23 protein-coding genes are annotated in these 23,304 nt (G+C 65.8%); 12 read left to right on the plus strand and 11 right to left on the minus strand.

From position 1 onward, the window contains the following. Positions 1-44: 44 nt before the first annotated feature. Positions 45-680 carry a TetR/AcrR family transcriptional regulator gene (locus AC1RKI_RS11350; RefSeq protein WP_061956017.1) on the minus strand — a complete coding sequence of 212 codons (636 nt, stop codon included), beginning with the start codon at positions 678-680 and terminating at the stop codon, positions 45-47. Between the two features lie 192 nt (positions 681-872). Here AC1RKI_RS11350 and rsxB point away from each other — a divergent pair, with 192 nt between their 5' ends. Both rsxB and nth read left to right on the plus strand, forming a co-directional pair. Next, positions 873-1,778: an electron transport complex subunit RsxB gene (rsxB, locus tag AC1RKI_RS11355; protein WP_492795373.1), complete on the plus strand. Its 906-nt coding sequence runs from the start codon at positions 873-875 to the stop codon at positions 1,776-1,778. Further along, positions 1,775-2,419, plus strand: a complete 645-nt coding sequence (nth, locus tag AC1RKI_RS11360; protein ID WP_227459783.1) for an endonuclease III — start codon at positions 1,775-1,777, stop codon at positions 2,417-2,419. The genes rsxB and nth overlap by 4 nt, the downstream gene beginning before the upstream one ends. Before the next feature lie 12 nt (positions 2,420-2,431). Here nth and AC1RKI_RS11365 read toward each other — a convergent pair whose 3' ends face one another. After that, the gene (locus AC1RKI_RS11365; protein ID WP_492795375.1) at positions 2,432-3,058 is read right to left on the minus strand and encodes a TetR/AcrR family transcriptional regulator; all 627 of its coding nucleotides are present in this window, start codon (positions 3,056-3,058) and stop codon (positions 2,432-2,434) included. A 75-nt stretch (positions 3,059-3,133) separates the two neighbouring features. On the opposite strand from AC1RKI_RS11365, the gene AC1RKI_RS11370 reads away from it, so the two are divergent. From AC1RKI_RS11370 to AC1RKI_RS11380, 3 genes are read left to right on the plus strand one after another with little or no spacing between them, the layout of a single operon-like run. Then, entirely contained in the window at positions 3,134-4,651 is a 1,518-nt protein-coding gene (locus AC1RKI_RS11370; RefSeq protein ID WP_492795377.1) for a flavin-containing monooxygenase, read from the plus strand. After that, positions 4,648-5,616, plus strand: a complete 969-nt coding sequence (locus tag AC1RKI_RS11375; protein WP_492795379.1) for an alpha/beta fold hydrolase — start codon at positions 4,648-4,650, stop codon at positions 5,614-5,616. Before AC1RKI_RS11370 ends, AC1RKI_RS11375 begins: the two co-directional genes overlap by 4 nt. A gap of 39 nt (positions 5,617-5,655) precedes the next feature. Continuing rightward, positions 5,656-6,381 (plus strand): Coq4 family protein, encoded by a 726-nt coding sequence (locus AC1RKI_RS11380; protein ID WP_061956006.1) that lies wholly within the window; start codon positions 5,656-5,658, stop codon positions 6,379-6,381. A gap of 70 nt (positions 6,382-6,451) precedes the next feature. Here the strand turns inward: AC1RKI_RS11380 and AC1RKI_RS11385 are convergent, their stop codons facing one another. Together AC1RKI_RS11385 and AC1RKI_RS11390 are read right to left on the minus strand one after the other, a co-directional pair. Further along, the gene (locus AC1RKI_RS11385) at positions 6,452-7,039 is read right to left on the minus strand and encodes a malonic semialdehyde reductase (RefSeq protein ID WP_492795381.1); all 588 of its coding nucleotides are present in this window, start codon (positions 7,037-7,039) and stop codon (positions 6,452-6,454) included. Positions 7,040-7,126: 87 nt separating this feature from the next. Continuing rightward, positions 7,127-8,062, minus strand: a complete 936-nt coding sequence (locus tag AC1RKI_RS11390; RefSeq protein WP_492795560.1) for a DMT family transporter — start codon at positions 8,060-8,062, stop codon at positions 7,127-7,129. A 110-nt stretch (positions 8,063-8,172) separates the two neighbouring features. Here AC1RKI_RS11390 and AC1RKI_RS11395 point away from each other — a divergent pair, with 110 nt between their 5' ends. Both AC1RKI_RS11395 and AC1RKI_RS11400 read left to right on the plus strand, forming a co-directional pair. Further along, the gene (locus AC1RKI_RS11395) at positions 8,173-8,604 is read left to right on the plus strand and encodes a DUF1841 family protein (RefSeq protein ID WP_061956002.1); all 432 of its coding nucleotides are present in this window, start codon (positions 8,173-8,175) and stop codon (positions 8,602-8,604) included. A 174-nt stretch (positions 8,605-8,778) separates the two neighbouring features. Continuing rightward, on the plus strand, positions 8,779-10,092 hold the full coding sequence (locus AC1RKI_RS11400) for a phospholipase A (protein WP_061956000.1): 1,314 nt from the start codon (positions 8,779-8,781) through the stop codon (positions 10,090-10,092). Positions 10,093-10,247: 155 nt separating this feature from the next. Here AC1RKI_RS11400 and AC1RKI_RS11405 read toward each other — a convergent pair whose 3' ends face one another. Both AC1RKI_RS11405 and grpE read right to left on the minus strand, forming a co-directional pair. Next, the gene (locus AC1RKI_RS11405; protein WP_492795383.1) at positions 10,248-10,652 is read right to left on the minus strand and encodes a thioredoxin family protein; all 405 of its coding nucleotides are present in this window, start codon (positions 10,650-10,652) and stop codon (positions 10,248-10,250) included. A 77-nt stretch (positions 10,653-10,729) separates the two neighbouring features. After that, positions 10,730-11,290: a nucleotide exchange factor GrpE gene (gene grpE / locus AC1RKI_RS11410; RefSeq protein WP_061955996.1), complete on the minus strand. Its 561-nt coding sequence runs from the start codon at positions 11,288-11,290 to the stop codon at positions 10,730-10,732. Between the two features lie 285 nt (positions 11,291-11,575). Here grpE and AC1RKI_RS11415 point away from each other — a divergent pair, with 285 nt between their 5' ends. Continuing rightward, a complete protein-coding gene (locus AC1RKI_RS11415; RefSeq protein WP_167585443.1) occupies positions 11,576-11,731 on the plus strand; it encodes a hypothetical protein in 156 nt (51 codons plus the stop codon). A 72-nt stretch (positions 11,732-11,803) separates the two neighbouring features. Here AC1RKI_RS11415 and AC1RKI_RS11420 read toward each other — a convergent pair whose 3' ends face one another. From AC1RKI_RS11420 to hrcA, 3 genes are all read right to left on the minus strand, one after another. Beyond that, positions 11,804-12,199 carry an RNA-binding S4 domain-containing protein gene (locus AC1RKI_RS11420; RefSeq protein WP_061955994.1) on the minus strand — a complete coding sequence of 132 codons (396 nt, stop codon included), beginning with the start codon at positions 12,197-12,199 and terminating at the stop codon, positions 11,804-11,806. Between the two features lie 22 nt (positions 12,200-12,221). After that, entirely contained in the window at positions 12,222-13,337 is a 1,116-nt protein-coding gene (hemH, locus tag AC1RKI_RS11425; RefSeq protein ID WP_492795386.1) for a ferrochelatase, read from the minus strand. 105 nt (positions 13,338-13,442) lie between these two features. Continuing rightward, positions 13,443-14,495: a heat-inducible transcriptional repressor HrcA gene (hrcA, locus tag AC1RKI_RS11430; RefSeq protein ID WP_061955990.1), complete on the minus strand. Its 1,053-nt coding sequence runs from the start codon at positions 14,493-14,495 to the stop codon at positions 13,443-13,445. Between the two features lie 110 nt (positions 14,496-14,605). On the opposite strand from hrcA, the gene AC1RKI_RS11435 reads away from it, so the two are divergent. From AC1RKI_RS11435 to mprA, 4 genes are all read left to right on the plus strand, one after another. Continuing rightward, positions 14,606-15,523, plus strand: coding sequence for an NAD kinase (locus tag AC1RKI_RS11435; RefSeq protein ID WP_061955988.1), 918 nt, complete (start codon positions 14,606-14,608; stop codon positions 15,521-15,523). Between the two features lie 42 nt (positions 15,524-15,565). Further along, positions 15,566-17,311, plus strand: coding sequence for a DNA repair protein RecN (gene recN, locus AC1RKI_RS11440; protein ID WP_492795388.1), 1,746 nt, complete (start codon positions 15,566-15,568; stop codon positions 17,309-17,311). A 39-nt stretch (positions 17,312-17,350) separates the two neighbouring features. Next, positions 17,351-17,785, plus strand: coding sequence for a hypothetical protein (locus AC1RKI_RS11445; protein ID WP_061955984.1), 435 nt, complete (start codon positions 17,351-17,353; stop codon positions 17,783-17,785). A gap of 105 nt (positions 17,786-17,890) precedes the next feature. Next, the gene (gene mprA / locus AC1RKI_RS11450) at positions 17,891-19,525 is read left to right on the plus strand and encodes an MprA protease, GlyGly-CTERM protein-sorting domain-containing form (protein ID WP_227459790.1); all 1,635 of its coding nucleotides are present in this window, start codon (positions 17,891-17,893) and stop codon (positions 19,523-19,525) included. A gap of 227 nt (positions 19,526-19,752) precedes the next feature. Here mprA and rrtA read toward each other — a convergent pair whose 3' ends face one another. Together rrtA and glnE are read right to left on the minus strand one after the other, a co-directional pair. Further along, on the minus strand, positions 19,753-20,322 hold the full coding sequence (gene rrtA, locus AC1RKI_RS11455; protein ID WP_492795562.1) for a rhombosortase: 570 nt from the start codon (positions 20,320-20,322) through the stop codon (positions 19,753-19,755). Positions 20,323-20,364: 42 nt separating this feature from the next. Continuing rightward, positions 20,365-23,208: a bifunctional [glutamate--ammonia ligase]-adenylyl-L-tyrosine phosphorylase/[glutamate--ammonia-ligase] adenylyltransferase gene (gene glnE / locus AC1RKI_RS11460; RefSeq protein WP_492795564.1), complete on the minus strand. Its 2,844-nt coding sequence runs from the start codon at positions 23,206-23,208 to the stop codon at positions 20,365-20,367. Positions 23,209-23,304: the final 96 nt, after the last annotated feature.

A 23,304-nucleotide genomic window follows, 5' to 3' on the forward strand; every position in this document is an offset into this window, starting at 1 on the left:
CGCGGGCGTTTTGTCTTGGCGCCGTCCCGATCAGAAAGATCGGTTCAACGATTGGTCAGGTAGGACAGCAGCATATCGGTGTGCAAGTCGGCAAAGCGCGCATGCTCTTCTTCCGATGCCACATCGCGACCGATCACCGCACTGATCGTATAGCGGTTGGACAGCACGTAATAGCCCAGCGCCGAAATCGTCAGGTAGAACTGCGGCACATCGATCTGGTCGCGAAATACGCCCTGCTTCTGTCCGCGCTGAATCACATCGGCCAGCACGTCCACCACCGGATTGATCAGCTCATGCAATTGCGCCGATTTCTTCAGATGACGCGCCTCGTGCAGGTTTTCGCTGTTGACCAGGCGGATGAATTCCGGATGCGCGTAATACCAGTCCCATATAAAGCGGGCCAGGGTCCGTACCGCCGCCACCGGATCTTCGTCGGTGATATGCAGTTGCTCTTCGGCGGCACGAAATTCGGCGTACTGCCTTTCCAGCACGGCCAAAAACAGGCCTTCCTTGCTGCCGTAGTAGTAGTACAGCATGCGCTCGTTGGTTTCGGCGCGACGTGCGATCTGGTCGACGCGTGCACCGGCCAGACCGCCCTTGGCAAATTCCTCGGTGGCTGCCGCCATAATGCGTCGGCGTGTGCCCTCGGGATCCCGCTTGGTTCTTGGCTCGTTCGACATGAAATTCCGTCTGTCAGTTGCGCGGATTATGGCATAGCGTGTCACCCGGCTTGCGGCGGCCTCTCCCCTATCGAGTGACGCCGCATGATCGCCTTTTCTGCACTGCGGCGAAATCGGGGATAATCCTTGCCGCGCAGGCGCGCCACAGACCCGCCACGTCGCAGCCGCTCCCCTCGAAAACCGTATTACGTCGTGACCCACACCCCATCGATCGCTGCTGGCGACAGCCTGGCAGACCGCCTTGAAGCCCTGCTGCCGCAAACCCAATGCACCAAATGCGGGTTCGATGGCTGCCGCCCCTACGCCGAAGCCATGGCCGCGGGCGAGGCCGCAAGCAACCGCTGCCCGCCGGGCGGCGCCGAGGGTGTGGTGCGACTATCCGCCTTGCTGGGCGTGGCACCCCAACCGCTGGACCCCGAGCGCGGCATCGAACAGCCGCGCGCCGTGGCCCGGATCGACGAGTCGCTGTGTATCGGCTGCACGCTCTGCATCCAGGCGTGTCCCGTCGATGCCATCGTCGGCGCGGCCAAGCAGATGCATACCGTGCTGCCGGACTGGTGCACCGGCTGCGATCTTTGCGTGGCGCCCTGCCCGGTCGACTGCATCGCCATGATCCCGATCACGGGCGCTAAGACTGGTTGGGCGGCATGGTCGCAGGAGCAGGCCGACATTGCGCACGTCCGTCATCTGGCGCGCCGCGAGCGGCTGGTGCGCGAACGCGCGGAAAACGACGCGCGCCTCGCCGCCAAAGCCGCCGCAAAGCTTGAAGCGCTGCAGGCCGAATCCGCCGCGAGCGAAGCCGAACAGGCCGCGCAAGCGCGCAAGAAAGCGATCATCCAGGCGGCGATCGAACGCGCGCGCCAGAAGGCCGCCGCGGCAAAACCGCGCAACACCGAAGACGTGTCGCCCGCCGTGCAGGCGCAGATCGAGGCCGCAGAGGCGCGCCGTACCCGGCTTGGCATCGGCACAGCCCAGCCTGAAGCCGATCACGCCGATCACGCCGATCACGCCGATGGTGCCGATCATGCAGACCGCGCCGACGATCCCGCTGACACCGGCAGCCAGAACAAGAACGACGACAGCAATCCTCCGCGATGAATCCCGCCAAGCGCCTTGCGATCTTTGAAACCCTGCGCGAAGTCAATCCGACACCGGAAACGGAGCTGGAATACAGTTCGCCGTTCGAATTGCTGATTGCGGTGCTGCTGTCCGCGCAAGCCACCGATGTGGGCGTGAACAAGGCCACGCGCAAGCTGTTTCCCGTGGCACACACGCCGCAACAGATTCTGGATCTGGGCGAGGATGGGCTGATCGAATACATCAAGACGATCGGCCTGTACAAGACCAAGGCCAAGCATGTGATGGCAACGTGCCGGATCCTTGTCGAGCAGCATGGCGGCAGGGTCCCGCCCGTGCGCGAAGCGCTCGAAGCGCTGCCCGGCGTGGGGCGGAAAACGGCCAACGTGGTGCTCAACGTGGCATTTGGCCATCCGACCATCGCGGTCGACACCCATATCTTTCGCGTGGCCAATCGCACCGGCCTGGCACCGGGCAAGAACGTCGACGAAGTGGAGCAGAAACTGTTGAAGGTGGTGCCGAAAGACTTCCTGCACGATGCGCACCACTGGCTGATTCTTCACGGCCGATACGTGTGCAAGGCGCGCAAGCCCGAATGTTGGCATTGCGCGATCGAGCCGCTCTGCGAGTTCAGGGAAAAGACGCCGGCGCCGAAATCGTAGGCGTCGCCGCCATCAAGGCGCGCGGTGTGTCAGCACTAGCGCCAGCCGCAACGCGGTGGCCGCCACCGACTCGACGTCGGGTGCATAGCCTTCGCGGATCCAATGCAGCGCCACGTGAATGATGCCGCCCGCGATCCCCGCGAGCAGCATTGGATCGGCAGCCGGGCCGCCGGGCAGCAAGGTGCGCGCCAGCAGTCCGCCAAACTCGCGCAGCGACACGCCCAGCGCCTCGTCCACCGGCTTGCTGACGCCGCGAATCTCCACCAGGAACACCCGCGCCGAGCGCGGCTCGCATTGCAGCGTGCCGAAATAGGTGCGCAGCATCGCCAGCGCGCGATGCTGGCCGTCGCCGCCCGCCGCCTCGCCGGCATGCTCGAGTTTATGCAGCAGCCGGTGCGTGACTGTTTGAAACGACGCCAGTAGCAACGCTTCACTGTTGGCAAACGATTCGTAAAAATATCGCTCGGTCAGTCCCGCCGCTTCGCAGACGGCCTTGACCGTGGCGTTCTGATAGCCGCGTTCGCCGTACACCTGCACGGCCGCGGCGATAAGCTGATCGCGTCGCTGGGCGCGGCGCTCGTCGGCGTCAGCGCCGCGATAGCGGCGCGCGGGGGAGAGCTCGGTGGTCATGCGCGCCATTATGACATTCCCTATTGTCAGATCGCTTCTGACAACCTATGTTGTCAGAAGCCCCAACTCGACCGGGTTCCCGTCATGACCGCCCCGCTTCCCGATGACGCAGTTCTCGACGTACTGATCGTAGGCGCCGGCCTCTCCGGTATCGGTGCCGCCCGGCACCTGCAGCAGCGCTGTCCCGACAAGCGCTTCGCCATCCTGGAAGCCCGCGATGCCGTAGGCGGCACCTGGGATCTGTTCCGCTATCCCGGCATCCGTTCGGATTCGGACATGTACACGCTCGGCTACCGCTTCAAGCCCTGGCGCGGCGCCAAGGCCATTGCCGACGGGCCGTCGATCCTGGCCTACATCCGCGAAACCGCCGACGAGGCAGGCATCACCCCGCACATCCGTTTCGGCCACAAGGTCGTCAGCGCCGCTTGGAGCAGCCACGACGCGTGCTGGACCGTGGAAGCCGAGCGTTCGGCGGACGGTTTGCGCCAGCGACTGCGCGCGCGGCTGCTCTATGTTTGCGCGGGCTATTACAGCTATGCGGAAGGGCATCGTCCGAAATTTCCGGACGAAGAAAATTTCCGAGGCCAGATCGTCCATCCGCAGTTCTGGGACCCATCGATCGACTATGCGGGCAAGCGTGTGGTGGTGATCGGCAGCGGCGCTACGGCCGTCACGCTGGTGCCCGCGATGGCCGGCACGGCGCAGCACGTGACGATGCTGCAGCGCTCGCCCACCTACATCGTGACGCGCCCGGGCGAGGACGCGATCGCGCAGCGCCTGCGCCGCGTGCTGCCGGAGCGGCTGGCCTATCGCGCCACGCGCTGGAAGAACGTGCTGCTGGGGATGTTCTTCTTCCAGCTGGCGCGACGCCGGCCGCAGAAGGTGAAGCAACGTCTGGTCGGCATGGCCGCGGCGCAGCTTGAACCGGGCTTCGATGTCGATACGCATCTGACGCCGCGCTATAACCCCTGGGATCAGCGCGTCTGCCTGGTGCCAGACGGCGATCTGTTCCGCGAAATCCGCAACGGCCGCGCATCGATCGTGACCGATCAGATCGATCGCTTCACCGCCGACGGCATTGCGCTGAAATCGGGCAAGACCTTGCCCGCCGACGTCGTGGTGGCTGCCACCGGTCTGAAACTGAATATGCTCGGCGACATCGCGCTGACCGTCGACGGCAAACCGCGCCGGCCATCGGAGTGCCTCGCCTACAAAGGCATGATGCTGAGCAATGTACCCAACCTGGTGCTGGCGTTCGGCTACACCAATGCATCGTGGACGCTGAAGGCCGATCTCACTGCCGAATACGTGTGCCGGCTGCTGCGGTTCATGGATCGCCGCGCATACCGGTTTGCCATGCCGGTGGTCGATCCGGACGTCCAGGCAGCGCCGTTCCTCGACTTCAGCTCCGGCTACGTCCAGCGCGCGGCCCATGTGCTGCCGCGGCAGGGGCATCGCAAACCGTGGCGCGTCTATCAGAATTACCTCATGGACATGCTGACGATCCGCCATGGCCGCATCGACGACGGCGTGCTGCACTTCGACGCCGCGCAGGCCGCCACCGCACCCACCAGCAACCCGATCGCCCGGACCCAACCATGAACGTCCTGCTCGTGCTTGTACTCGCCGTTGCCGCGGCAGGCGCCGCGCTACTGGCGCTGCTTTTCGTGTTCACCTGGCGCACCACGCGCAAGATCGAGGCCGCGCTGCCGCCCACCGGTCGCTTTGTCGATGTGCCTGGCGCGCGACTGCATGTGGTCGAACGCGGCAACGGCCCTGCCGTGCTGCTGGTACACGGCCTGTCCGGCCAGTTGGCCAATTTCGATTACGGCATGATCGAGCCGCTATCGCGCGACTTCCGTGTGATCGCCGTCGATCGCCCCGGCGCGGGATATTCGACGCGGCAACCGGGCGCGGCTGCCGACCTGCGCGCGCAGGCCGACACGCTGGCGGCGCTCATCGACCAGCTCGGCCTGCACAAACCGCTGGTGGTTGGCCACTCGCTGGGCGGCGCGATTTCGCTGGCGCTGGCCACCTATCACCCGGACCGCGTGGGCGGGCTGGCGTTGATCGCCCCGCTCACCCATCCGCCCGAAGCGGTGTCACCAGTGTTCCAGGCGATGGCCGTGCAAAGCGCTTTCGTGCGCAAGCTGATCGCGTGGACGCTGGTGATCCCAATGTCGATCCGGCGCCGCGAACAGGTCATGAATATCGTCTTCGGCCCCGATGCCGTGCCCGCCGATTTCCCGACGCGCGGCGGCGGCCTGCTGGCACTGCGGCCGAGCCATTTCATCGGCGCATCGGAAGATCTGCTCGGTGTGGCGCACAGCCTGCCGCCGCTGCTGCCGCGATACAGCGATCTGCGCGTACCGGTCAGCATTCTGTTCGGACGCGAAGACCGCATCCTCGACTACCGGATGAATGGCGAGGCCTTCGTGGCCAAGCTGCCCGCCGCGCGCCTGACACTGGTGAACGGCGGGCATATGCTGCCGGTGACGGCGGTGCAGACGAGCGTCGATTTCGTTCGCGACGCGGCGCTGCAGTTGCATGAAGCCGTCGCCGCATAGTTCAGATCTCCACGAAACACTGGATACGAGGAGCCCCGGATGGCCACGTCGACCGGATCGAATCCCTACAAGCAGGACTTGTTCACCGCGTTGCAAGCCGTGCGCAAGCTGATGGCCGATGGCAACGATACGGCCCAGGTGTTCCGCATCATGCGCGCGCTGAACGGCCCGTCGATGCCAAGGAATTTCAGTCGGCTGCTGGGCACGGTCGAGGGCCGGCGCATGGTCTATCAACGTGTCGAGCTGGCCGAGCGCCTGAGCGATCCCGCCTATATCGCGCAGTTCGCACCGGGCACGGTCGGCGCCGCGTACCGCGCGTTCCTGGAGCGCACCGGCTACAGCGCCGATGGACTGGCCAAGGTCTCGAATCTCGACCAGGAACCCGTGGTCGAGGACGCGTACATGTGGTTCGGGCGGCGCACGCGCGACATCCACGATATCTGGCACGTGCTCACCGGTTATCGCGCCGATGAAAGTCTCGGGGAGGCGGCGCTGGTCGCGTTCAGCTACGCGCAAACGGGCGGCAAGGGCTGGGCCTTTATCGCCATCGCGGCATCGCTGAAAAGCCTGCGCGTTTCCGGCGGCACCGCATTCGCGCGCGCCGTGATAGAGGGTTATCGGCTGGGCCGCCGCGCCAGCTGGCTGCTCGGCGAGGATTACGAAAAGCTGCTGCACGAGCCGCTCGAGGCCGCGCGCGCACGGCTGGGCATCGCGCAGCCGGTGCGCTACCTGTCGTGCAATCCAGTCGCCGAATGGACGGCCTGAGCGCGTCAAGCGCTTCGACAAATAAAAAAAAGCGACCCAAGGGTCGCTTTTTTATCGAAGCGAATCCGGCTCAGACGATCTTGCAGGCTTCGTCGAACGACAGGCGCGGCAGGCGCGGATAGAGCTTGTCCGCTTCGCCATAGCCAAGATTGATCAGGAAGTTGATCGACCACTTGCCGTCCGGGAAGAACGCCGAATTGACCTTGGCCGCATCGAAACCGCCCATCGGACCGCAATCGAGACCCAGGGCGCGAGCAGCCAGAATGAAGTACGCACCTTGTAGCGAGCTGTTCATCAGCGCGTCGCGGGCAATCTTTTCCTCGTTGCCGGCATACCAGGCGCGCGCGTCGGCGTGCGGAAACAGCTTCGGCAGTTGATCGTGGAAAGCGTTGTCGAAAGCGACGATGGCCGTCACTGGGGCACTGCGCGTCTTGTCGACATTTCCAGCCGATACGCACTCGACCAGCCGCGCCTTTTGCTCGGCGGACTTCACGAACACGATGCGAGCCGGCGAACTGTTGGCCGCGGTCGGGCCGAACTTCATGGCTTCGTAGATCTGCTTCAGCAGCGCATCGTCCACATGCTTGTCCTGCCACACGTTATGAGTGCGTGCCTCGGTGAACAATTGTGCGAGCACGGCCTGATCGACGGGTTTCATTGCGCGTTTTCCGGTTTTCATGAAGGAAGAAAGCGCGATTGTACCCAAGCCGACGCGGCTGACCCACAACCACTTTGATGAATCCGTTCAATTCCGTTCGTCGGCGGTGCGCACCGGCGCGCCGCTGGCGCGGCGCGTGAGCCACAGCACCCCCAGCAAGATGAGCCCGCCGCCCACCGCCTGCGCCATGCCGATCTGTTCGCCCAACAACGCGGCAGCCAGCAGCACGGTCACCACCGGCTCCAGCGTTGACAGCATCGACGCCTTCGCCGCGCCCAGTCGCTGCAGGCCGGCAAAGAAGGTCAGGATGGCCAGCACCGTCGAAACCAGGGCAATCGCCAGCAAGGCCAGCCAGCCGCCCGCAGTGGAGGGAAACTGCGGCGGCACGCCCGCGCTGCTGCGCAGGATGCCGATCGCGACATAAACCACGGCGGCGGCCGTGCAGATCACCGTGGTCGTGGCGATGGCGTTGACACCCGCGGTCACCCGCGCGCCAACGACGATGTAGACCGAGTAGATCACCGCGGCGGCCAGGCCCAGCGCGATGCCGAGCGGTGATCCCTGCCCGCCGCCCACGGTCAGTCCCGCGCCGACCGAGCACAGCACCAGCGCGATCACCGCCGCGGTCGTCAGCTTTTCTTTGAGGAAAATCGTCGCCAGGATCGTCACGAACAACGGGTACAGGTACAGCAGCAGCGCGACCAGGCTGGCTTGCGCATGGTTCAGGGCCGAAAAGAAACAGTACGACTGACTCACATAACCAATGCCACCCATGGCCGCCAGCGCCAGCACGCGCCGCAACGGCGGCAGGCCGATGCCGCGCACGCGCAGCACCACGCCCATCGCGATTGCGGCGAGGACAAAGCGCACCGCCAGCAGCCCGTAGACGTCCGCGCCGGCCGCGTAGGCGAATCGCGCAAAAATCGCCATGGCGCCAAATGCGCTGGCGGACAGCGCGATCAGCAGCACGCCGGCAAACTTGTCGCGGGCGTTCCCGGGAATGTCAGAGACGGAAGCGGTCATCGCAGCCATGAGGATCGGAAACCGCTCATTCTACTAACGCCCGCAACCGCCGCGGCAGCCGATTGCGCGGCCGACGCCGTTCGGACCGCTGCACTACAATAGCGGCCACTATGTTCAATCCCTCAAGAGAAGAAGTCCGCCGTTTCTTCTGCGATGCATGGCAGAAGCGCACCGGCGGCAACGTTCTGACGCCCCTCGAGGCGATCGCAGTCGACTGGATCGATCAGCATCCCGAATATCACGCGCTGCTGACCGACACCGAAGGCGCGCTCACGCGCGACTACACGCCCGAAGGCGGCCAGACAAATCCGTTCCTGCATCTCTCCATGCACCTGTCGATTTCAGAACAGGTGTCGATCGATCAGCCGCCCGGCATTCGCGCTGCCTATGAGGCGCTGAGCCGCCGGCTCGATTCGCCGCACGAAGCGCAACACCAGATCATGGAGGCGCTCGGCCAGATGCTGTGGAATGCCCAGCGCAACGGCCTGCCGCCCGATGGCCAGGCCTATGTCGACGACATAAAGCGCCGCGCCGCGGGCTGATCTGGCTCGGCCGAGCGCCCTGCGCATCGGTCTTGGGTCGGCCTCGATTGCGAACATTTCGTCACAAGACGGCTTTGCGGCACGTGGTAGGCTTCTGCAGTTGCAACTTCTGCCACGTCCGCGGCACCTGGTCGAAGATCGATCGTGTGCCGGTGCGGCGTGCTATCGCCCCCAATGCCATTGAATCTGCTCTCGCCCGCCGTCAGGCGCCGCGCGGTTGCTCCGTCGTTGTCGGCCCTTGCGCTCACATGCACGCTGCAATTTCCGCTGAGCGCGCATGGCGCCGTCGCACTGCTGCAGCCCGCGCGCGAAATCGACGCCACGCGGCCCCTTACGCTTACGCTGCTGGTCAGCGCCGATCAGCAGACACGCCGCTACGCGGCGCCTGAAACGCTGGAGATCACCGCTACCGGCGATCTTGGGACGCCGATTCGCATGACGCTGCATCGCGTCGATAACGGCCCGACGATCCTCAATCTGAAACGCGGGGAAAACCGCACGCTAAGCTACAGCGCCGAGTGGCCCGCCACGTTGCGCGGGCAGATCCGGCTCGATGTGACCGGCATCGACGCGGCGCCGGTGCTGGTATCGCTCAATCGCGCGCCAGCGGCAGGCGGCACGGCGACTGCGCAGGCGTCGCCGGCCGCGCCGACTGAAACGCCGAAGGGGGCGCCGGCACAGACGGCCAGCGCGGACACGCAGCCAAAACCGCCGCTCACGCCCATCGTTACGGCCGAAAGCAACGCGCCGCCGCCCGCCCCGGCCGATCTGCGCGACGCGCAGCGTTTGTCGTTCAACGAGCCGATGTACCTGATGTTTGGCGCCCACAACGGCGCCAATGCCAAATTCCAGATCAGCTTCAAGTACCGGATCTTCCAGGGCGAGGACCCGAACTCGAAGTCCGTGATGGACAACCTGTACTTCGCCTATACGCAGTTTTCACTGTGGGATCTGGCGGGCGAATCGCGCCCGTTCAAGGACACCAACTACCGGCCCAGTCTCTACTACTACCTGTCCGATACTGGCGTGAAGAACAGCGTGATCAGCCGCCTGTCCGTGGCCACGGGCTTCGAACATGAATCCAATGGGCGCGCCGGCGACGACTCGCGCGGCATCAATACGCTGTTCGTGAAGCCCACCATGTACTTCGGCGACCAGACCGACTGGCACTGGCGCGTGGCGCCGAAAATCTACGGGTACGTGGGCAAGAGCGACAACGAGGACATCGCGCACTATCGCGGCTACATGGATCTCAACGTCGCCTACGGGCGACCCGATTCCTGGGAGTTTTCCGCTACGCTGCGCAAAGGCACACGCAAGGGCTACGGCAGCATCGATGCCCAGGCCACGTACCCGCTGGCGCGGCTGCTGCCCGGCACCGCCGGTTATCTGATGGCCGGGTATTTCTACGGCTATGGCGAAAGCCTGCTCTACTACAACCAGAAAACACCATGGCAGTTCCGCATCGGCTACGCGCTCTCGCGGTGATGCAGTGATGCGGTGATGCGGTGATGCGGTGATGCGGTGATGCAGTGATGCAGTGATGCAAGCATGCGGGGCTGCCGCAGCGAGGGCCGTCGCCATGACGACACGATCGACGGTCAATCGCGACCGTCGATCGGCGGCAAAGTGCTCCGACGCGTTCAGCCGGCCAGCGGCTTGCCTTCCGCCTTGAGGCGGGCGTTGCCGACCGCTGCCGCGAACTGCCCGTGGCCATGCCAGCCCGTGGCGCGTCCGAGCTTCTTGCCCTTGTGGAAGAACATGAACACGGGGATGCCGTGCAGGCCGAAGCGGCGGCCGAGCTCGGGGTGCGCATAGACGTTGGCATGCAGCCACCGCAGGTTCAATGCACGGATCGGCTCCGGATTGGCCAGGATCGCCTTCTTGGCCATTTCGCAGTTGAAGCAGTCCACGCCCCAGAAGAACACGCAGACCAGTTCGTCGCCTGCAGCGGCGATGGCCGCATCGATCGAATTGGGATCGACTTGCCGCATATCGAGCGCGTCGAATGCGCGATGGTCCAGGTGTGCCGGTTGATCGTCTGACATCGGGAATCCTCCAGAAAACAACAACGCCCGGGGACCTTGCGGCCACCGGGCGTCTTCAAACATTCACATCGGCGCGATCAGCGCGGCGCCGACACCGTTACCAGTGCCGGACGCAGTACACGATCCGCAATCATGTAGCCGCGTTGCAGCACGCTGACCACGGTGTTGGGTTCCTGCTCGGACGGCACCATCGAAATGGCCTGGTGACGGTGCGGGTCGAATTTCTCGCCGACCGGGTTCACCTCGACGATCTTGCCGCGCTCGAATGCGGCGGCCAACTGGCGCGCCGTCAGTTCCACACCCTCGCGCAGCTTGGCAAGGTCGCCGGTGTTGTCGGCCAGCGCGGCCTGCAGGCTGTCCATCACGGGCACGAGGTTGTCGGCGAAGTTCTCGATCGCAAACTTGTGCGCCTTGGCGACCTCTTCCTGCGAACGGCGGCGGATATTTTCGCCTTCGGCCGTGGCGCGCAGGTACATGTCGAAATGCTCCTTGGCTTTGGCTTCCAGTTCGGCAACCTGTTGCGTCAGCCGGGCGACGTCGTCGGCAACCGTGGCTGCAGCGTCGGGCGCCTGCGGGGAAGCGGCTGCCTGGGCCGCTTGCTGCATATCGGGAGTTGGCGTCAGATTCTGTTCTTCCATGTCGATTCGTATCAAAGCTAAAGCACGGCCCGCAAAAAGAACGGGCCGTCGGGTGATTTGGATGCCAGGCAGGCAAGTCTAGCCGCACTTGGCGACGCCCCTCCAGTTTTTCAAGTGTGGAGGTTCAGAGACGCCGAAATACGCCGTTACAAAGCGGCGGTCGATGAAAGAGCGGCGTCATTGATTTGCTGCATCGCAAACACTAAGATTCAATGCAAGAAAAAATGACAAAAATAACGGGAGCCTAAGGTGGATCAATTTGGTGCATCCTTTGGAAGATTCGCCATGCACAAGCTGCCTGTCGTGACGCTTTGCCTGATTGCCGCCCTGTCGGCGATGACGGCCTTTATCTGCCTGTCCGACGCGGTCGCACCGCGCGACACCGAGTATGGCAGTGGCAAGGCCGTATTCAAGCACTACATCGTCCCATACGTCCGCTAATCCTCTGACGTTCGCACTGCCGCGGCACCTCGCTGCGGCGGCGTGCCTGCATTCGCAAATCCACCTTCCGAATCACCCTCTGAAGTCGTCGATCCGCCGGCGGTCCCGTTTGGTCGGCCGGCCTTGCAACTGCGCCGTCGGCTCCGGCTGCAAACGCCGCCGATCGGCCTCCAGCTGGCGCCGCGCCTGGCTTTCCGGGCTTTCGGCATAGGTCGTCTGCGCGATGGGCGCGGCCCCACGCGACGCCGGGACGCCCTTGACTGTCACCTCCCAGCGCTGCTGGTGCGCTTCCAGCACCACGGTATCGCCCGGCTTGACCTCGCGCGAGTTTTTTACCGGCTGACCGTTCACGGTCACACGCCCGCGCTCGACCGCCTCGGCCGCCAGCGAGCGCGTCTTGAAGAACCGCGCGCACCACAACCATTTGTCGATTCGCATACGCGCATCGGGTTCGAAATTCACCTGCATGTCTTGTCCTTGAGCAATACGCCTACGCGGCCGCGCCACGTGCGTGCGCCCGACTGCGCCGCTCCTCCAGTTCATGCGGATGCGGTTGCCGGAGCGGCCAGCCTTGCAGATGTTGCAGCGCAATATCCGCCATGCCCGCCACCCAAGCCTCGCTGTCGTTCAGGCACGGAATGAAGTGGAACTCGTTGCCGCCCGCCACGCGGAATTCGGTCTGCCCCTCCATGGCGATTTCTTCCAGGGTTTCGATGCAATCCGCCGGAAATCCGGGACAAAACACGTCCACGCGGTGCGTGCCGACCTTGCCGAGTTCCGCCAGCGTCGGCGCGGTATAGGGCTGGAGCCACTCGGCCTTGCCAAAACGAGACTGAAACGTCACCTGATACTGCCCCGGCTGCAGGCCAAGCGCCTCGCCGAGCAGCCGGCCGGTTTTCAGGCACTCGCAATGATAGGGGTCGCCGAGATCGAGCAGTCGGCGCGGCAGGCCGTGAAACGACAGGATCAGCTTGTCGCCGCGCGCGAAATCGGGCGCGCCGTGCTCGCCCCAGTAATCGCGCACTTTGCTGGCGAGCGCTTCGACATAGGACGGGTGATCGTGGAAATGCTTGACCAGGCGGAGTTCCGGCTGGTTGCGCCACGTCGCCAGCACGCGGAACACTTCGTCGAACGCGGTAGCCGTGGTGGTCCCCGAAAACTGCGGATACAGCGGCAGCAGCAGAATGTGCTCGGTGCCCTGCCGGCGCAGGGTTTCCATGACCGATTCGATCGACGGATTGCCGTAGCGCATGGCGCAGGCCACCGTCACGTCGTGCCCGAGCTTGTGCATCAGTTGCTGCAGCGCGTGCGCCTGGCGTTCGGTATGGACCAGCAGCGGCGATCCGGTCATATGCGCTTCGCGCAGCCAGATCGACTCGTACTTGATTGCCGAGGCGCGCGAGCGGAACGGCAGAATCAGGCCATTGAGGATCGGCAGCCACAGCAGCCGCGGGATTTCCACCACGCGCGGATCGGACAGGAAGGCTTTCAGATAGCGGCGCACCGCCTTGGGCGTGGGCGCGTCCGGGGTGCCGAGATTGATCAACAGGATCGCGGTGCGCGGCGGCTGGCCATGCTGGTATGCCGGTTCAGGCGAAAACGTCATGAGGTTTCCGTTTGCAACGGCCGCGGCCGTTGCGAGATGCCGATTCTTGGGGGAAGACCGCCGGCCGGGTGGTCCGGCCGGCAGTGGACAGACACGCAATGCGGGTCACGAGTTCTGGCTGAGCGCGCTGGATAGCAGCCGCGCGGTGATGTCGACAATCGGAATCACGCGTTCGTACGCCATCCGAGTGGGACCGATTACGCCAAGCGTGCCGATGATCTGCCCATCGACTTCGTACGGCGCGGTGATCACGGCCATGTCCTCGAGCGGTACCAGTTGGCTTTCTCCGCCGATGAAGATCTGGACGCCCTGCGCGCGGCTCGACACATCGAGCAACTGCAGCAGGCTGGTCTTGTGCTCGAACACATCGAACAGACGGCGCAGCTTGTCCATGCTGGACGACAGGTCTTCAACCTCGAGCAACTTGCGCTCGCCCGAAATGAACACCTGCTCGCCGTTATCCTCGGCCATCGCGCTGCTGCCGGCCTCGACCGCGGCCTGCATCAGGGTCGACATATCGCGCCGCAGGTCCTGCAGTTCCACCCGCAGGTGATCGCGAACGGCATCGAAGCTCATCCCCGCGTAGTGGGCGTTGAAGAAGTTGGCCGCCTCGATCAGTTGCGCTGGCGTGTAGGACAGGTCGGTCTGGATGATGCGATTCTGCACGTCACCTTCCGGACTGACGATGATGAGCAGGATGCGCTTGTCCGACAGCCGCATGAATTCCACCTGCCGGAACGACTGCGCGCGCCGCGGCGTCATTACCACTCCCGCGAAATGCGACAGGTTCGACAGCGTATGGGCCGCGGCGGTAATCATCCGTTGCGGGCCGAGCTGCTGGTTGGCCATCTGGCCCTGAATCTGGTCCTGCAACTCGGCCAGTTGCGCGGCCAGCTCGGGCGCGCGCTCCAGCGGCCGCGCAGTGAGCATCGTGTCGACAAACAGCCGATAGCCGCGCGGCGTGGGAATGCGCCCCGCCGACGTATGCGGGCTGGCGATGAAACCCATTTCCTCGAGATCGGACATCACATTGCGGATCGTCGCGGGCGACAGGTCCAGACCCGAGAATTTCGACAGGGTCCGGGAGCCCACGGGCTGTCCCTCGGCGATGTAGCGCTCGATCAGGGTTTTGAGAAGCGTTTTCGAACGTTCATCCATGGTGTCGGAATTTTAATCAAAACTGGCCCGTTCGGGCGTCGCCGCGCACGGCTGCGCGCCGTTACGCCCCAATGCTGACAATGGTCACGCCGGTATGGTCTAATCCCGCCATGTCTGCCCCCTCAAAGACCTCCGCCGCGCGCCCGCCGTTCAAGACCGTTGCCCTGGTGGGCAGGTATTCGACCGCCGGTATCGAAGGCCCGCTCGAAGAACTGGCCTCCTGTATTTCCCGCAATGGGCAGGATGTGGTGTTCGAACGCGAAACCGCAATGGCCACCGGCCTGACCGGCTATCCCGTGCTGACGCCCGACGAGATCGGCCAGCAGGCCGACGTCGCCGTCGTGCTGGGCGGCGACGGCACCCTGCTTGGCCTGGCGCGCCAGCTGGCGGGCCGCGACGTGCCCGTGATCGGCGTGAACCACGGCCGGCTGGGCTTCATGACCGACATCCCGCTCGAAGACGTCACCACCACGCTGCCGGAAATGCTGACCGGGCACTACGAGCAGGAATCGCGCATGCTGCTCGAATCGAGCGTGATCCGCGACGATAGCGTCATCTTCTCGGCGCTGGCCTTTAATGACGTGGTAGTCAACCGTTCCGGCATTTCCGGCATGGTAGAGCTCGCCGTTTCGGTCGATGGCTATTTCATGTACAACCAGCGTTCGGACGGCCTGATCGTCTCCACGCCCACCGGCTCCACCGCCTATGCGCTGGCGGCGGGCGGGCCGATCCTGCATCCTACGCTGTCCGGGCTGGTGCTGGTGCCAATTGCACCGCATGCGCTGTCAAATCGCCCGATCGTGCTGCCGCACGACGCCGAAGTGACGATCGAAGTGGCCAGCGCGCGCGACGTCAGCGTGAATTTCGACATGCAGTCGCTGGCCTCGCTGCTGCCCGGCGACCGCATCGTGGTGCGCCGCTCGGCCAAGACGGTGCGCCTGCTGCATCCGGTGGGCTACAACTATTACGCCACGCTGCGCAAGAAGCTGCATTGGCACGAATATCCGACCGAAGACAACCGGCTGTAAGCCCCCTCCCCTTCGTCTCACGTCCACCGCCACCCGCCCAAGATGCTGCGCAGCCTGTCCATCCGTGATTTCGTCATCGTCGATGCGCTCGACCTGGATTTTTCCAGCGGCTTTACCGTGTTCACCGGCGAAACCGGCGCGGGCAAGTCGATCCTGATCGATGCGCTGGCGCTGGTGCTAGGCGAACGCGCCGACGCCGGCGTGGTGCGCGAAGGCGCGGCGCGCGCCAGCATCGGGGCGACCTTCCATACCCATCCCGCCCTGGACGCCTGGCTGGCCGAACGCGACCTGGCCGGCGACGACGGCACTGTGCTGCTGCGCCGCACGGTCGACGCCTCGGGCCGCAGCAAGGCGTTCATCAATGGCGCCGCCGCCACGCTTGCGCAGTTGCGCGAGGTCGGCGACCAGCTCGTCGATATCCACGGCCAGCATGCGCATCAGTTGCTGTTGCGTCCCGACGCCCAGCGCCGCCTGCTTGACGCCCACGCCGGGCTGACCGAACAGGGCGCCGCCGTGGCCGAAGCGTGGCGCGCATGGCGTGCCTGCGTAAAGCAGCGCGAGGCGGTGGAGCTGCAATCGCGCGAGATGCAGCTGGAGCGCGAACGCCTGGAATGGCAGGTCGGCGAACTCGACAAGCTCGCGCCGCAGCCGGGCGAATGGGAAGACATCCAGTCCGAATACAACCGTCTGTCGCATGCCGCCGGCCTGATCGACGGCAGCCACGCCGCGCTCGACGCGCTGTCCGAATCGGATGGCGCCGTGATGTCGGTGCTCAACGGCGTGGTGCACCGGCTGCAACAGCTTGCCGACGTCGATGCCGGCCTGCGCGACGTGCTCGCCGCGCTCGAGCCGGCCCTGGTGCAGGTGGAAGAAGCCGCGCATTCGCTCAATCGCTATGTCGACCGGCTCGAACTGGACCCTGAACGCCTGCAGACGGTGGAAGAACGGATGCAGGCGCTGCACGCCACGGCGCGCAAGTACCGGCTTGCGCCCGAACAACTGTGCGACGAACTGATCGCGCGCCGCCAGCAACTGGACGACCTGCAGGCCTCGCAGGACATCAACAAGGTGCTGGCACGCGAAGCAGCGTCGCGCGCCGCCTATCTGACGCTGGCCCAGCACCTGTCGGCCGCGCGCAAGACGGCAGCCGACGCGCTGTCCAGGGCGGTCACCGACGCCATGCAGGGGTTGTCGATGGCCGGCGGCACCTTCGCAGTAGCGCTCAATCCGCTGGACGAAGGCCAGAGCCACGGTCTCGAACAGATCGAATTCCTGGTGGCCGGCCACGCTGGCGTCAGCGCCCGACCGCTGGCGCGCGTGGCGTCGGGCGGCGAACTGGCGCGTATCAGCCTGGCCATCTCGGTCATCACCAGCGAGGCCGCGCCGACACCCACGCTGATCTTTGACGAAGTCGATACTGGCATTGGCGGCGCCGTGGCCGAGGTGGTGGGGCGGCGGCTGCAGGAACTGGGCCGTTCACGCCAAGTACTGTGCGTCACGCACCTGCCGCAGGTGGCCGCGCAGGCCGGCACACATCTGCTGGTCAGCAAGGACAGCCAGCCCGGCCAGCAAGGCGCGATCACGCGCTCGCGCATTCGTGTGCTGGATGCCGCCGGCCGCGTCAACGAAACCGCCCGCATGCTCGGCGGTGCCACGGTCACTGCCACAACGATGCAACATGCGGAAGAGATGCTGGCGCAAGGCGCCCGCGCCGCTGCCGAGTCGGCAACGCCGGCCAATGCCCCGCGCGAAGGCGGCGGCCGCAAGCCACGCCGCGTGGCGATCTGAACGTCCACCCGGCACCATGAATACAGGAGTTTGAAACCGATGACCCACCGCAAGCCGCCATCGCCCCTGCGCCGCGCCGCCGCTGTCTCCGCTGCCGCGCTGGCGCTGACCGCCCTGTTCGCGGCGTCGGGCTGCGCGTCGGAATCGAAGTCGTTCGCACCGCCGCGAGGCAGCATCACGGACGATCGTGCCATCGGCGATATCCTCGTCAAGTTCACCGCGCCCGAAGTGACAGTATCCGAGGACGCAGGCAAACTTCTGGCTGATGTGCAAGGTCCGGTGCGCTATGTGGTCAAGCGGCCGATGTCCGGCGGCGTATGGCTGGTGACGGCCATCACGGCGCAAGCCGATGTCACGCTCGATCAGGCGGTGGCCACGCTGCAGGCGGCGCCGCGCGTGGAATCGGCAACGCCGGACCGCGTGCTGAAGCCCCATCGCGCCATGCCCACCGGTCGCGACATGCCTCCGAACTAAATCTGCGCGGCGCCAAGGCAACAAAGTTCCCGGCGCGCCGCGCCGCCGCCGTCAGCACGAAGTCATCGATCAGCAGTCGCACACTGGATCTCCACAGGAGCGCAGATGCCGTACGCCAAGCTGAAGTACCACCGGTCCATCGTGCCAGCGCTGCTGGTCGCCACCGCCGCGCTGCTCGGCGCGCCCGGCGCCGCTCAGGCCGACGCGCCGGTGGCCCGGCAGGCGCCGGTGTACACGGGCAACTACATCGTGCGGTGGCGCGATGGCAGCCAGACCGTGGACACCAGCGCCGACACCACGCGCATGCGCCGCGTGGAATCGAACACCGGGCTTGCGCTGTCGGTCAAGCGGCCGATGGCCGGCGCGCTGCAACTGCTGACCGTCAAGGACAACAAGGGCGACGACCCCGAAACCGTGGCCAAGCGGCTGCGCGAGGATCCGCGCGTGGCGGACGCCGTGCCGGACCGCTGGCTGCGGCTGCATGACACGGTGCCGAACGATCCCGATTTCGCCGCCAAGCAGCTCTACATGCAGTCGCCGGCCACGGTGGTGGGCGGCGCCAACCTGCCGCGCGCCTGGGATCGCAGCCGCGGCAGCGCCAGCGTGGTGATCGCCGTGGTGGACACCGGTTATCTGCCGCATCCCGATCTCGCTGGCCGGCTGGTGCAGGGCTACGACTTCATCAGCTCGACGACCGTTTCCGTCGATGGCGACGGCCGCGACAGCGATCCCACCGATCCCGGCGACTACGTGCCAAATGGCACGACCTGTTCGGATGGATCGGGGGCGTCGAATAGCACGTGGCACGGCACGCGCGTGGCCAGCGTGCTGGGAGCCGCCACCAATAATTCACAGGGCATTGCCGGCGTAGATTGGACCGCGCGTATCCAGCCCGTGCGTGTTTCCGGCCGCTGCGGCGCGCTGCTTTCCGATACCGTCGACGGCATGCGCTGGGCGGGCGGCCTGAGTGTGCCCGGCGTGCCGAACAACACCACGCCTGCGCGCATCATCAATATCAGCCTCGGCGGCGGCACCTGTTCGAGCATCGAGCAACAGGCCGTCAACGATCTCAACGCGGCCGGCGCCATCGTGGTGGCAGCCGCCGGCAATTCCGCCGGCGCAGTCGAGGCGCCAGCCGATTGCAGCGGCGTGATTGCCGTGACCGCCCATGCCAACGACGGCGAGAACGCCAGCTACGCCAATGTCGGCCCGCAGGTCACGCTGAGCGCGCCGGGCGGCGGCTGCGGCAATTCGAAGGTGATCGTGAACAGCAGCGGACAGCCGGTGAGCTGCGCGTCGCCGGCCGGTCAGTCCTTTATCCGCACATTGTCGAACACGGGCACGGCGTCGCCGGGGGCCTACACGACTACCGATTCGCAAGGCACGAGCTTTGCCGCGCCGATGGTTTCCGGCGTCGCCGCCATGATGCTCGCCGTCAATCCCTCGCTGACGCCGGCCCAGGTCACGACCGTGCTGAAGAACACGGCGCGCGCGCATCCTGCGAACACTTTCTGCACCGCGAGCGGCAACAGCGGAAAATGCGGCGCCGGACTGCTCGACGCCGACGCGGCGCTGGCGCTTGCGCCGAATCCTCCGGCGGTCGGATCCTCGTCGGGGTCGTCATCGGGTGGGACAGACGGCGGTGGAGGCGGCGGAGGCGGCGGCGCGTTCTCGCCGTGGAGCGCGGTGTGCCTGTTGTTGATCGGATTGGGCGGCTTCGCACTGCGGCGCAAGGTCTAGCGCTGCTGGGGCGGGTGAAACGCTGCGCCGAGCGCGTTGTATGACGCGCGTCGGCGCCGATTGCGTGGCTAACGCGATGCCGCGGCGCATCACGGCGTCCATCGCTCCGCCACATCGCCGACCCGCCAGTCGCATCACGACGCGGTCCTCCGATGAGAGCCTCAGGTAACCGCCTGCGCTAGCACACCAGGCAGCCGCCGATCGCCCCGCCCGCGTTGCGGATCGATTCAAGTGCCGCGCCGCTGGATCCACCATTCCTGCACCAGCCAGCAGGCCAGGCCGGCCACGGCCCCTGCCGCGTGGGCGGCGCGCACTACGCCGAAGCCCCACTGCGGATCGAACACAATGGCCGCGAGCCACGATTGTTCGAGCCACACTTTTCCCAGCACAATCACGCAGGTCACCACGCCGATCAGGCGCGACACGCCGGGTGCCTGCAATAGCCGCAAGGCCGCCCACAGCGCCAGGCCGTGGGCCGCGCCCGACAGCCCGCCGTACCAGCCGATGGCCGGCAGGCGTAGCAACGCCACCTGGACCGCCAGCCCCGAAATCACCAGCACCGCCAGCATCGCGCGCACGCGCGCGATGCGTCCGGCGAGCAGCAGCAAACCGCTCGTCGCGGCCACATCGGCAATGTAGTGCTTGCCATCCAGATGGACCCACATCGCCGTGACGATGCGCCACCACTGACCGTCGATGCGCACCGCATCGCGTAGATAGAGTCCATGCGCATGCAGCCACGGCATGAATGTGAACAGCGCGGCCAACGCCGCCACGCCGGCCACCGTGGCCAGCATGGCGGGCCAGCCCGGCAGCCGCGGATCGTCGTTCACCGCGCGTCAGCCTTCACCGAATACCGCGCGCCACAGGGCCCGCACGTTGCCGGTCTGCTCGCTGACGCTGTCGGGCGCCACGCGCGCCTGGTCCTGTCCATCAAGCCGCAGTTTGTGCTGACGCGCGCGAAACAGCCGATATGCGTCGCCCACCGCCAGCGCCAGGCCGGCGTCGATCAGGTTCAGTACGCCCGCCATGCGCAGCAGCGCGATATTGCCGGCATTGCGCGTCAGTTCCGGGTGCGCGCCGCTATGCAGCAGCACCAGGTACTGCACGGTGAATTCGATGTCGACCATGCCACCGCGATCGTGCTTGAGATCGAACAGGTCGGTCGGGTTCGGATGGCCTTCGGCCACCTTTGCGCGCATCTGGACGATCTCATCGCGTAGCGCCACGGCATCGCGAGGCTGCCGCAGGATCTCGTCGCGCAGATCCTCGAAGCGCGTGCCAAGCTCGCGCTCGCCGGCTGCAAAGCGCGCCCGCGTCAGCGCCTGGTGCTCCCAGACCCACGCGGTGTTGTCGCCCTCGCGCAATTGATAGCGGCGGAACGCATCGAAACTGGTGACCAGCAGGCCGGCCGCGCCGTTCGGTCGCAAGCGCGTGTCGACGTCGAACAGCATGCCCGCGGCGGTATGGCTGGTGAGCCAGGTGATCAGACGACGCGCATACGCGGCGTAGACGTCGGGCGCGCGCTCGTGATCGTCGTCGTACAGGAAGATCAGATCGAGATCCGACGCATAGCCCAGTTCCTTGCCGCCGAGCTTGCCGTAGGCGATCACGGCAAAGCGCGGCGTGTCGCGATGACGCGTGGCCAGTTGACGCCAGACGGCCTGCATGGTGACTTCGAGCATGGCATCGGCGAGATCCGACAGCCGGTCGGCTACCTGCTCGACGGTCAGCAGCCCCTGCAAATCCTGCAACAGGATCCGGAATGTCTCGGCGTGGTGCTCGCGGCGCAGGATATCCATCTGCGTTTCGATCTGGCCGTCCGAAGCGTGCAGGCGCTCCGCCAACCGTTCGCGGAACGCCGCCCAGTCTGGCGCGCCGGCCAGCGCTTCGCTGTCGAGCAGTTCGTCCAGCAACTGCGGATGGCGCGTCAGGTACGTCGCGGCCCAGCGCGACGCATGCAGCGTCTGGGCAACGCGATCCATGGCCTGCGGATACTCGGACAGCAGCGACAGGTACGACGCGCGGCGGCTGATGGCATCGAGAAAATCGAGGAAGCGCGTAATCGTGGCATCCGCATCGCCCTGCTTGACCGCCAGGTCGAGCGCGCGGTTGACGAGTTGATCGAAGCGGCCGCGGCTGGTTTCGGACAGCGCGCGATAGCGCATCGACGTGCCGATCGCGCGCAGGCGGTCGTACAGGCCGGTGCAATCGTGAAATCCCGCCGCCTGCAGCGCCTGGCACGGCGACGACTGCGGATCGGTGCCGTCTTCGTCGCCGGGATTGCTTTGCGTGGCGCGCGCGGCCATTTCCTCTCGCACCAGCGCCGGCCAGAGCGGTTCGCTTTGCGCCGCCTCGTCCTCCGCGAATGGATCGGCAAAGGTTGCCTCGAACTGCTGCGCCACCGGCTCCATCAGCGTATTCATCTGCGCGACCAGCGCGTCCCAGTTCTCGCAGCCCATCATGCTGGCCACGGCCTGGCGTTCCTCGTCGGAAGTGGGCAGATGATGGGTCTGGGCGTCGTCGCGATACTGGAGCCGGTGTTCGAGCTGGCGCAGGAAGCGATAGGCGTCGGCAAGCTGTTCGGCCTGCCCGGCCGGCAACAGGTTGCGCGCCACGGCCACGTCCAGCACTTCGAGCGTCGGACGGACGCGCAGCGCGGGATCCTGGCCGCCCCGGATCAACTGGAACACCTGCGCCATGAACTCGATCTCGCGGATGCCGCCGCGCCCGAGCTTGATGTTGAACGATCGCTGGTTCACGCCATGGCCGGCCAGGCCGCCGCTGCGCTTGGCCGCTTCGGCGCGAATCTGCGCATGTAGCGAGCGGATCGCCGCAATCACGCCGTAGTCGAGGTATCTGCGAAACACGAACGGGGTGGTCAGGCGGCCCAGCAGCGCGGCGGCGCGTTCGGCGTGCGGCGTATCGACAGCCGACACGACGCGCCCCTTGATCCACGCATAGCGCTCCCACTCGCGCCCCTGCACCACCAGATATTCCTCGAGCATGCCAAAGCTGCAAACCAGCGGGCCCGCGTCGCCATTGGGGCGCAGGCGCATGTCGACGCGGAACACGTAGCCGTCGGCGGTGACATCGGACAGCAGCGTGATCAGCCGTCGGCCCAGCCGGACGAAATATTCGTGGTTCGACAGGCTGCGCGTGCCGCCTTGCGTGTCGCCGTCTTCGTCGTAGAGAAAGATCAGGTCGATGTCGGACGACACATTGAGCTCGCGCCCCCCAAGCTTGCCCATGCCGACCACGACCAGTTCCTGCACTTCGCCGCTCTGGGCGCCGGTGGGCCGCCCGAATGTGGCGGCGAGGTCGTCGCCGAGCACGCGCAACCCGTGCTGGATCGACAGTTCCGCCAGATCGGTCATGGCGCCGGTGATCTCGGCCAAGGTGGCCAGGCCGCGCAGATCGCGCTCGATCACCACGCACATGACTTCGGAACGCAAACGGCGCAGCGCCTGGGCCGCCGCGGCCTCGGCATCGGCCGACGGCGCCTGCAACGCGCGCAGACGCTCTTCCATCCACGCGCGCGTGATCTGTCCCGACGCCGCAGCCTCCACGAGGGCGGGCAGATCGGCACGCGCGGCAAGCACACGCCGCGCGTAGTGCGAGTACGCGGGCGAGTACAATACGTGGCCCTCGCAATCGGCGGGGGCCAGTCCCTGCGCCGTCATCGTGGCAAACGCCCCGTGGGCCATGTTGCCGATCGGTCCCGTACCGGGCGACGCCAGGATCGATGTGGTTCCGACGCCATCCAAATGGCGCTGCGG

The organism is Cupriavidus sp. GW822-FHT06G04 (assembly GCF_058799075.1).